Below are 8,966 nucleotides of genomic sequence, written 5' to 3' on the forward strand. Positions count from 1 at the left end.
CACGGCACAGGGCGACCACGGGAATTCCCGGCTTCTTCCCCTATTCGACGGGTCATCAACGCGAAGAGGCTTTGATGAACCAGATCGACCTGAACCCGCAACCCGCCGCGCGGGCCTCGGCCCTGCCCGAGGTCACCACCGGGCCCCTGCCCGCCTCGACCAAGCGCCATGTCGCGGGCCAATTGCACCCAGACATCCGCGTGCCGATGCGCGACATCGCGCTGCATCCTTCGGCGGGCGAGCCGCCGGTCACGGTCTACGATGCCTCGGGCCCCTATACCGACCCTGCCGTCACGACCGACATCACCCGCGGCCTGCCGCCGCTGCGCGAGGGCTGGATCGCCGCCCGGGGCGATTGCGAGGCCTATGAGGGCCGCGCCCTGCACCCCGCCGACAACGGCTTCGTCTCGGGCGAGCGGCTGACGCCGACCTTCGCCCTGACCCGCGCCCCGCTCAGGGCCCGCAACGGCGCCGCGGTCACCCAGCTGGCCTATGCCCGGGCCGGGATCATCACCCCTGAGATGGAATTCGTGGCGATCCGCGAGAATCTGGGCCGCACCGCCACCGCCGGTCCCCGCGACGGCGAGGATTTCGGCGCCGCGATCCCCGATCTGGTCACGCCCGAGTTCGTCCGGCAGGAGATCGCCGCCGGCCGCGCCATCATCCCCGCCAACATCAACCACCCCGAGCTGGAGCCGATGATCATCGGCCGCAATTTCGCGGTGAAGATCAACGCCAATATGGGCACCAGCGCCGTCACTTCCTCCATGGCCGAGGAAGTCGACAAGATGGTCTGGGCGATCCGCTGGGGTGCCGATACGGTCATGGACCTGTCGACCGGGCGCAACATCCACAACACCCGCGAATGGATCCTGCGCAACGCGCCGGTGCCGATCGGCACCGTGCCCCTCTATCAGGCGCTGGAGAAGGTGAACGGCATCGCCGAGGACCTGACCTGGGAGGTGTTCCGCGACACGCTGATCGAACAGGCCGAGCAGGGGGTGGATTACTTCACCATCCACGCGGGCGTGCGGCTGCACATGATCCCGCTGACCGTGAACCGGGTGACCGGCATCGTCAGCCGCGGCGGCTCGATCATGGCGAAATGGTGCCTGCACCACCACCGCGAGAGCTTCCTCTACGAGCATTTCGCCGAGATCTGCGACATCATGCGGGCCTATGACGTGAGCTTCAGCCTGGGTGACGGGCTGCGCCCCGGCTCGATCGCCGATGCCAACGACGCGGCCCAATTCGCCGAGCTGGAGACGCTGGGGGAACTGACGCAGATCGCCTGGGCCAAGGATTGTCAGGTGATGATCGAGGGGCCGGGCCATGTCGCCATGCACAAGATCAAGGCCAATATGGACAAGCAGCTGGCCACCTGCGGCGAGGCGCCGTTCTATACCCTCGGCCCGCTGACCACGGATATCGCGCCGGGCTATGACCATATCACCAGCGCCATCGGCGCGGCGATGATCGGCTGGTTCGGCACCGCCATGCTCTGCTACGTGACGCCCAAGGAACATCTGGGCCTGCCCGACCGCGCCGATGTGAAGACCGGGGTCATCACCTACAAGATCGCCGCCCATGCCGCGGACCTCGCCAAGGGTCTGCCCGGCGCGCAGGCCCGCGACGATGCGCTGAGCCGGGCACGGTTCGAGTTCCGCTGGGAGGATCAGTTCAACCTCTCGCTCGACCCCGAGACCGCCTGCGCCTTCCACGACGAGACCTTGCCGAAAGAGGCCCACAAGACCGCGCATTTCTGCTCCATGTGCGGGCCGAAATTCTGCTCGATGCGGATCAGCCACGACATCCGCTCGGAAGCGCAGAAAGAGGGGATGGCGGCGATGGCCGAGAAGTTCCGCGAGAAGGGCGAGGTCTATCTGCCCAAGGACGGGGCGGCGGAATGATCACCGTTCTGGGGGCCGGCGTGGCGGGGCTTTGCACCGCAACCGCGCTGGCCGAACGGGGGCGCGCCCTGCGCGTCCTCGACCCCGGGCCCGAGGGGGCCGGGGCAAGCTGGCTGGCGGGCGGCATGCTGGCACCCGATGTGGAAAGCGACGGCGCCCCGCCCGAGGTGGCGCGGCTGGGCGCCACCGCCGCCGATTGGTGGGCGGCGCGGGTCGCGGGGGTGGAGCGGCGCGGCACGCTGGTGGTGGCGCCCCCGCGCGACGGGGCGGAACTCGACCGCCTTGCGCTGCGCACCCGGGGCCATCAGCGTCTGGGGCCGGAGGGCATCGCCGCGCTGGAGCCGGACCTCGCCGGGCGCTTTCCCGCCGCGCTGTTCTACCCGAATGAGGCCCATCTCGACCCCCGCGCCGCGCTCAAATCACTGGCCGAAGGGTTGCGAAAACGCGGGGTGGAGATCCGTCACAATGCCCCCCTGCCCGAGGGGGAGGTGATCGACTGCCGCGGCATCGCCGCCCGGGGCACCCTGCCCGGCCTGCGCGCCGTGCGGGGCGAGATGATGCTGCTGCATTGCCCCGACCTCCGGCTGACCCGGCCCCTGCGGCTGCTGCATCCGCGGTTCCCGGTCTACCTCGTGCCCCGCGGTCAGGGCCTCTACATGCTGGGCGCGACGATGATCGAAAGCGACGCGACCGGCCCGCTCACCCTACGCAGCAGCATGGAACTGATGGCCGCTGCCTTCGCGCTGCATCCTGCCCTCGCCGAGGCCGCCGTGCTGGAAACCGGCAGCGGGTTGCGCCCCGCCTGGCCCGACAACCTGCCCCGCGTCTGTCGCACGGAGGGGCGGCTGCACCTCAACGGCCTCTATCGCCACGGCTTCCTGACCGCGCCCGCGCTGGCCGAGCAGCTGGCCGACACCCTCACCGCACCGGAGCCCGCCCATGCGCCTTGACCTGAACGGCACGCCCACCGAGATCACCGCCACCACGCTCGCCGAGGCCCTGACCGAACTCGGCTACCAGACCGGCGCCCTCGCCACCGCCCTGAACGGCCGCTTCGTCCCCGCGGGCGAGCGCGCCGCAACCCCGCTGCGCGAGGGCGACCGGATCGAGGTTCTGGCGCCGATGCAGGGGGGCTGAGATGCAGCTCTACGACATCGAACTCCCCTCGCGTCTGATGCTGGGCACGGCGCAATACCCCTCGCCCTCGGTGCTGGCCGAGGCCATCGCCGCCTCGGGCGCCGCCGTCGTCACCGTCTCACTGCGGCGCGAGGCCGCCGGGGCGCCGGGGGCGAACGGTTTCTGGTCGCTCATCCGGCAGACCGGCGCCCGCATCCTGCCCAACACCGCCGGGTGCCATTCGGTCACCGAGGCCGTCACCACTGCCCGCATGGCGCGCGAGGTCTTCGGCACCGACTGGATCAAGCTGGAGGTGATCGGCAATGCCGACACGCTGCAACCCGACCCCTTCGCGCTGGTCGAGGCGGCACGGATCCTGACGGCCGAGGGCTTCTCGGTCCTGCCCTACACGACCGAGGATCTGATCGTCGGCGAGCGCCTGCTGGACGCCGGATGCCGCGTGCTGATGCCCTGGGGTGCCCCCATCGGCACCGGCCGCGGCCTGCGGCATGCCGAGGCGCTGGCGACGATGCGTCAGCATTTCAGGGACGTGCCGCTCATTGTCGACGCGGGGCTCGGCGCCCCCAGCCAGGCGGCACGGGCGCTGGAGATGGGCTTTGACGGCGTGCTTTTGAACACCGCCGTGGCCCGGGCGGGCGATCCCGTCGCCATGGCCCGGGCCTTCGGTCAGGCGGTCGCCGCCGGGCGGCTGGCCTACGAGGCCGGGCTGATGCCGCCCCGCGACATGGCGGCGCCCTCGACACCGGTGCTGGGCATGGCCGACCTCGGTCTGGGCGGTCTGACATGAGGCTGCCGCGCGTCTATGCCGTCCTGCCCGATGCGGCGATGATCGCCCGGCTGGTGCCGCAGGGCCTGCGCCTGGTGCAGCTGCGCTTCAAGGGCGCGGCCGAGGACGTGCCCGGCCAGATCGCCGCCGCCATGGCCGTGTGCGCCCGCCACGGCGCGCAGCTGGTGGTCAACGACCACTGGCGGGAAGCGCTCGATCAGGGCGTCGATTTCATCCACCTCGGGCAGGAGGATCTGGACAGCGCCGACACCGCCGCCATTGCCCGCGCCGGGGCCCTGCTGGGGATCTCCACCCATGACCGGGCGGAACTCGACCGGGCTCTGGCGCTCTCGCCCGCCTATGTCGCGCTGGGGCCGATCTGGCCGACCCAGCTGAAGGTGATGCGCTGGCAGCCGCAGGGGCTCGAGAAGGTCCGCCGCTGGAAGGCACGGATCGGCGACCTGCCCCTCGTCGCCATCGGCGGGATCACGGCCGAGCGTCTGCCGGGACTTTTCGCCGCCGGGGCGGATGTCGCCGCGGTGGTCACCGATCTGGTCACCGCCTCCGATCCCGAGGCAAGGACCCGGCACTGGCTGACCGAGGCGGAGGCCGCGCATGACCCGCTATGACCGCCAGATCGCCGTCCCCGGGGTAGGCCCCAAGGGTCAGGCCCGGCTCAGCGCCGCGCGGGTGTTGGTGGTCGGCGCCGGGGGCCTGGGTTCGGCGGTGATCCCGGCACTGGCGGCGGCGGGGGTGGGGTACCTCACCATCGTCGACACCGACACCGTGGCCCTGAGCAACCTTCACCGCCAGACCCTCTTCCGCGAGGCCGAGATCGGCCAGCCCAAGGCCCCCCTCGCCGCCTCCCGCGCTGCGGAGATGAACCCCGATTGCCGCACTCTCGGCCTGACCCTGAGGCTCGACCCGGCCAACGCCCCGGCCCTGATCGCCGAGGCCGATCTGGTGATCGACGCCGCCGACAGTTTCGCCGTGACCTATACGCTGTCGGACCTCTGCAAGGCGTCAGGTAAGCCCTTGATTTCAGCCTCGGTCCTGGGGCGCTCAGGCTATGCCGGTGCCTTCTGCGGCGGCGCCCCCTCCGTCCGGTCGGTGTTTCCCGACCTGCCCGCGCAGGCGGCCAGCTGCGCCACCGCCGGGGTCCTCGGTCCCGCCGTCGCCGCGCTGGGGGCGGTGCAGGCGCAGATGGCGCTCACGCTGCTGATCGGGCTCTCGCCCAGCCCGCTGGGGCGGCTTGTAACCCTCGATATGGAACGCTGGCATTTCGGCGGCTTCGACTTCCGGAACGCGGAGGAGGTGCCGGGCTTCGGCTTCCTCGCAGCGATGCAGATCGAACCCGGGGACCTCCTCATCGACCTGCGCCCGCCGGGCAGCGTCGCGACCCTGCCGGGCGCGGTGTCGCTCAGCCCCGAGGCCCTCGCCCAATGGCCGATCCCCCCGGGGCGCGTGGTGCTCTGCTGTTCGAGCGGCCTGCGCGCCTGGCGCGGCGCCTCGGCGCTGGCCGCGCGCGGGGCGACGCGGCTCGCGCTGCTGGCGGATGGGCAATGAGCGTGCTGATCATTGCCGGGCTCGACAGCTCGACCGGCGCCGGGCTGGCCCGGGACCTCGCGGTGATGGCCGAGCTGGGCCTGCCTGCGCGCATTGCCGCAACCGCGGTGACGGCGCAGGATTCGGCGGGCGGCTGCCTGCAGCATCCGTTGCCCGCCCCTATGGTCGCCGCGCAGATCCACGCCGCGGGGCCGGTCCGGGCGGCCAAGCTGGGGATGCTGGCGGATGCGGAGATCGTGGCGGCCGTGGCCGACTCGCTGCCCCCGGTGCCCACCGTGCTGGACCCCGTCCTCGCCACCAGCGCCGGGGTCGGCCTGATCGACGCGGCGGGTCTGGCGGCGATGATCGCCGTGCTGTTCCCCCGCGCGACCCTGATCACCCCCAACCTGCCCGAAGCCGCCCGGCTGACCGGCCTGCCCGAGGCGACCGCCCCCGACCGGCTGGCCGCGGCCCTCTTCGAACTGGGGGCGCGGGCCGTCCTGCTGAAAGGCGGCCATGGAACGGGGACCGAGGCGGTCGACTGGCTCTGCCGCCCGGACGCCCCTGCCCTGCGACTCGCCTCGCCCCGCAAACCCGGCACGAAACGCGGCACCGGCTGCACCCTGGCCAGCGCCATCGCCGGGCATCTGGCGCTCGGGGCCGATCTGCCGACGGCCTGCGCCCGGGCCAAGGCCCATCTCGACGGCTGGTTCTGACTGGCAGCGCCTCCCCCCGGAAGGCATGGCGCCGCCCGGATCGAATGCCCTTGGGCAAAGCAAGCTTCGACCGAGCGTCCCGGACCGCGAACCTGACGGCCGCGGTCCGGGGCTCACTCAGCTCGCGTCGACAAGCTCGCTGATCTTGCCATCCGTCAGGGTGATGAAGGAGGTGCCCGCCATCTCGATGACCTGACCGGCCTTCCATCCGTTCGGCAGATCGGCCCGGATGGTCGCCCGATAGGCGATCCGCAAGGCGACGCGATCGTCGATCGCGATGCAATCGGTCACCTCCTGCCGCCGCTCGGCAAAGAGCTGCACACCCTGCTCGGCCAAGCCCCGAAACTCGCTGATCCCCTTGGTCCTGTTCGTCTCTGCTCCGCCGGATTTGTTGACGAAAAGGATATCGTCGGACAGGCAGTCGAGCGTCGCGGCCACATCCATTGCGTTGTAGGCATCAAGATAACGCATGACGACAGGGGGAACGGCGTCCATTCGAAACACTCCAGTTTTTCGCCTTCGGAGTGGTCGCCATACACCGGCTTCGGGACAGCTGCCATGGCGGCCCTGACCGACGCCGCGCTCGTCGTTGCCGGTTCAAAGGCACGCTGCCGCGCCCCCGTTCAGCGAGGGATCGGTGGTACTTTGCGGATTGGGGGAAGGATGGCGGAGAGACAGGGATTCGAACCCTGGGTGGGCTCTCACCCACAACGGTTTTCGAGACCGCCCCGTTCGACCGCTCCGGCACCTCTCCGCGCTTCGGTGGTCAACGTGGGGCGGATTTAGCGGGGTTCGCGGGCGGGTGCAAGGGGGTTTCGGCATCGCCGGGAATGTCGAAGCCGGGCGGCGCCAGGGTGAAGCCCGCGAAGTCGAAACCGGGCGAGACGAGGCAGGAAACCAGCGTGAATTCCCCGGTCGTGCGGGCCGCCTGCCAGTGATGGGGCGCGACGATCACCTGCGGCGTCAGGGGGGCGAGAGAATGGGCGCGGGCGGGGCCGGCCTCGGTCTCGCTCAGCCGCAGGATCAGGGGGGCGCCGGCGTGGTAGAGCCAGATCTCGGTCTGGTCGATCCGGTGCCAGTGCGAGACCTCGCCCGCCTTCAGGAGGAACAGGATCGCGGTGCCGGAGGGGCGCTGTCCGGGCCCGGCCTGGGCCCGCCAGGTCTCGCGGTAATGACCGCCCTCGGGGTGGGGGATGAGGCCCAGCTGGGCGATGAGCGCGTCGGGGTCCATGGGGGGAGGATGGCCCCGGAACGGCCCCGAGGCAAGGGGTGTCCCACGCGTGGGACAATCCTCGGGTCGTTTCGTTTCAAGGGGTTGGGGATGACGATTAAGGATTTGGCAAGATGTCCCACACGACGCGAGGGGGTCCGGCCCCCGTAGGGTGGGTTTTCAACCCACCATCGCGGGACAGTTTCGAGGGCCCCCCGCCCTGTAGGGTGCGTGCTCGCACGCACCGATTTTGGAACCCGAGATGACAAGAGGCGACGGTCGCGCAGTGGCGGTGCGTGCCAGCACGCACCCTACGGCTGGCTGCGCAGGCGGATCGAACGCCCGTTCGGCATCGACGCCTGGGTGGTCTTGCCGGACCATATGCTTTGCGTCTGGGCGCTGCCCGAGGGGGACGCGGATTTTGCGACCCGGTGGAGCGTGATCAAGGCCCGGTTCTCGCGCGCGATGCCGCCGGTCGCGCGGCGGGCGAGCCAGGAGCGGCGGCGCGAGCATGGGGTGTGGCAGCGGCGGTTTTGGGAACACCACATCCGCGATGAACAGGATTGGGACAATCACATCCGGACTTGTTGGTTCAATCCGGTGAAACACGGGTTTGTCGAGCATCCCCGCGATTGGCCGTATTCCAGTTGGCACCGCGATAACCCGTAGGGTGCGCATTCATTGCGCACCATCCAACGTATCCGTTCGAGTTGCCGGTTGTGCGGTGAAGAGAGCAACGCCGCGGATTGACGGGGCGATTGAGGGAGCGAGGGTTTGGGCCGGGGAAAGGTGCGCAATGAATGCGCACCCTACGGCTTGCTACGGCTTGCTCGTGAACTCCACGAGGCTCGGACGAAAGAGGACCGGGAGATTCGGGTCAAAACCAGGCGACTCCGCACCATCTCTCTTTAAATTAGCGACTGAAGGTAATTCTTTATCTTTGAGGCGATCTCCAAATAATGGACAATCTCGCCATCCGAAATTTGCAAACTCGAGGTATGAGCGATCTCATTCCTCGCCCTCCTCAAATCAGAAATTGCAGACGCTATCTCTGGAGGCAACTCGAATTGATTGATGCTCGATCTGCTGAAGCGCTTTAAATTTGAACTCCATCCGCCACTGATACCTCTTGAACTGGCGATTTCTCGAAGCATTTCCTCAATCTCAATCCATGCCATAACCACCGCAAATCGTCGGTTTGAAACAATTCTTTCCATCTGCTCGCTATTGAGCGGAGCGTCAGGGTCGCCACTGGAGTCAAGTTCCCCCGGATGATCGTGCGAGAATTGCGAAATACTCTCAGACGCACTTTTTACGGCACTTGAGAAGCCGAGTTGCATCCCGCCAGCACGAAAGTGATCCAGCCGAAGGCCCACCAGCAGATTGGAAATCACGTTACGGAAAGCGAAACCTAGAAACACAATTGCTACCGGCCAGGCTATCGCCCCTACAACACCCTGAATGAAAACCAAAACGCCGAGGACGATCTCGGGTTCCTCATTGCACATCCAAAGCGACGAGGCGCCGTCAGCACAGCTTGGCCAAAGCGTCAAAATCAAAGCAGAAGTTGACACTCCGACAACTATTCCAAATGCGAGCTTACCTCCTTCAAGCAATGACACAGCTCACTCCCAAACCCCCTTAAACTCCCGCCACTCGCCCACGCTCATCCCCGAGGACTC

Annotated in this window: 11 protein-coding genes and 1 tRNA gene; 8 read left to right on the plus strand and 4 right to left on the minus strand. The window is 68.5% G+C overall.

The window, feature by feature from the left end:
• Positions 1 to 74: 74 nt before the first annotated feature.
• The 7 genes from thiC to VDQ18_RS09945 are packed head-to-tail and all read left to right on the plus strand — an operon-like array spanning position 75 to position 6,074.
• A complete protein-coding gene (gene thiC / locus VDQ18_RS09915) occupies positions 75 to 1,910 on the plus strand; it encodes a phosphomethylpyrimidine synthase ThiC (protein WP_323020779.1) in 1,836 nt (611 codons plus the stop codon).
• On the plus strand, positions 1,907 to 2,860 hold the full coding sequence (locus VDQ18_RS09920; protein WP_323020780.1) for an FAD-dependent oxidoreductase: 954 nt from the start codon (positions 1,907 to 1,909) through the stop codon (positions 2,858 to 2,860). Before thiC ends, VDQ18_RS09920 begins: the two co-directional genes overlap by 4 nt.
• Positions 2,850 to 3,047 carry a sulfur carrier protein ThiS gene (gene thiS, locus VDQ18_RS09925; RefSeq protein ID WP_323020781.1) on the plus strand — a complete coding sequence of 66 codons (198 nt, stop codon included), beginning with the start codon at positions 2,850 to 2,852 and terminating at the stop codon, positions 3,045 to 3,047. Before VDQ18_RS09920 ends, thiS begins: the two co-directional genes overlap by 11 nt.
• A gap of 1 nt (position 3,048) precedes the next feature.
• On the plus strand, positions 3,049 to 3,834 hold the full coding sequence (locus VDQ18_RS09930) for a thiazole synthase (RefSeq protein ID WP_323020782.1): 786 nt from the start codon (positions 3,049 to 3,051) through the stop codon (positions 3,832 to 3,834).
• Positions 3,831 to 4,442: a thiamine phosphate synthase gene (locus VDQ18_RS09935; RefSeq protein ID WP_323020783.1), complete on the plus strand. Its 612-nt coding sequence runs from the start codon at positions 3,831 to 3,833 to the stop codon at positions 4,440 to 4,442. The genes VDQ18_RS09930 and VDQ18_RS09935 overlap by 4 nt, the downstream gene beginning before the upstream one ends.
• Complete coding sequence (locus VDQ18_RS09940; protein WP_323020784.1) at positions 4,429 to 5,379, plus strand: HesA/MoeB/ThiF family protein; 951 nt, start codon at positions 4,429 to 4,431, stop codon at positions 5,377 to 5,379. The genes VDQ18_RS09935 and VDQ18_RS09940 overlap by 14 nt, the downstream gene beginning before the upstream one ends.
• Entirely contained in the window at positions 5,376 to 6,074 is a 699-nt protein-coding gene (locus VDQ18_RS09945) for a hydroxymethylpyrimidine/phosphomethylpyrimidine kinase (protein ID WP_323020785.1), read from the plus strand. Before VDQ18_RS09940 ends, VDQ18_RS09945 begins: the two co-directional genes overlap by 4 nt.
• A 117-nt stretch (positions 6,075 to 6,191) precedes the next feature.
• Here VDQ18_RS09945 and VDQ18_RS09950 read toward each other — a convergent pair whose 3' ends face one another.
• The 3 genes from VDQ18_RS09950 to VDQ18_RS09960 all read right to left on the minus strand — a co-directional run bounded on the left by VDQ18_RS09950 (position 6,192) and on the right by VDQ18_RS09960 (position 7,305).
• Positions 6,192 to 6,569: a nuclear transport factor 2 family protein gene (locus VDQ18_RS09950; RefSeq protein ID WP_323020786.1), complete on the minus strand. Its 378-nt coding sequence runs from the start codon at positions 6,567 to 6,569 to the stop codon at positions 6,192 to 6,194.
• Positions 6,570 to 6,738: 169 nt separating this feature from the next.
• Positions 6,739 to 6,828: transfer RNA gene (locus VDQ18_RS09955), tRNA-Ser, on the minus strand.
• Positions 6,829 to 6,840: 12 nt separating this feature from the next.
• The gene (locus VDQ18_RS09960; RefSeq protein ID WP_323020787.1) at positions 6,841 to 7,305 is read right to left on the minus strand and encodes a cupin domain-containing protein; all 465 of its coding nucleotides are present in this window, start codon (positions 7,303 to 7,305) and stop codon (positions 6,841 to 6,843) included.
• 210 nt (positions 7,306 to 7,515) lie between these two features.
• Here VDQ18_RS09960 and VDQ18_RS09965 point away from each other — a divergent pair, with 210 nt between their 5' ends.
• On the plus strand, positions 7,516 to 7,953 hold the full coding sequence (locus tag VDQ18_RS09965) for an REP-associated tyrosine transposase (RefSeq protein ID WP_323020788.1): 438 nt from the start codon (positions 7,516 to 7,518) through the stop codon (positions 7,951 to 7,953).
• Positions 7,954 to 8,192: 239 nt separating this feature from the next.
• Here VDQ18_RS09965 and VDQ18_RS09970 read toward each other — a convergent pair whose 3' ends face one another.
• A complete protein-coding gene (locus VDQ18_RS09970; RefSeq protein WP_323020789.1) occupies positions 8,193 to 8,906 on the minus strand; it encodes a hypothetical protein in 714 nt (237 codons plus the stop codon).
• Between the last annotated feature and the right edge of the window lie 60 nt (positions 8,907 to 8,966).

It is taken from the genome of Pararhodobacter sp., from assembly GCF_034676075.1.
In the GTDB taxonomy this organism is placed as follows: Bacteria; Pseudomonadota; Alphaproteobacteria; order Rhodobacterales; family Rhodobacteraceae; genus Pararhodobacter.

Excerpts from the sequence above, each read along its gene's own strand:
- VDQ18_RS09930 (WP_323020782.1), top strand. The coding sequence starts at position 3,049 with ATGCAGCTCTACGACATCGAACTCCCCTCGCGTCTGATGCTGGGCACG.
- VDQ18_RS09945 (WP_323020785.1), top strand. The coding sequence starts at position 5,376 with ATGAGCGTGCTGATCATTGCCGGGCTCGACAGCTCGACCGGCGCCGGG.
- thiC (WP_323020779.1), top strand. The coding sequence starts at position 75 with ATGAACCAGATCGACCTGAACCCGCAACCCGCCGCGCGGGCCTCGGCC.
- VDQ18_RS09960 (WP_323020787.1), bottom strand. The coding sequence starts at position 7,305 with ATGGACCCCGACGCGCTCATCGCCCAGCTGGGCCTCATCCCCCACCCC.
- thiS (WP_323020781.1), top strand. The coding sequence starts at position 2,850 with ATGCGCCTTGACCTGAACGGCACGCCCACCGAGATCACCGCCACCACG.
- VDQ18_RS09935 (WP_323020783.1), top strand. The coding sequence starts at position 3,831 with ATGAGGCTGCCGCGCGTCTATGCCGTCCTGCCCGATGCGGCGATGATC.
- VDQ18_RS09940 (WP_323020784.1), top strand. The coding sequence starts at position 4,429 with ATGACCCGCTATGACCGCCAGATCGCCGTCCCCGGGGTAGGCCCCAAG.
- VDQ18_RS09920 (WP_323020780.1), top strand. The coding sequence starts at position 1,907 with ATGATCACCGTTCTGGGGGCCGGCGTGGCGGGGCTTTGCACCGCAACC.
- VDQ18_RS09950 (WP_323020786.1), bottom strand. The coding sequence starts at position 6,569 with ATGGACGCCGTTCCCCCTGTCGTCATGCGTTATCTTGATGCCTACAAC.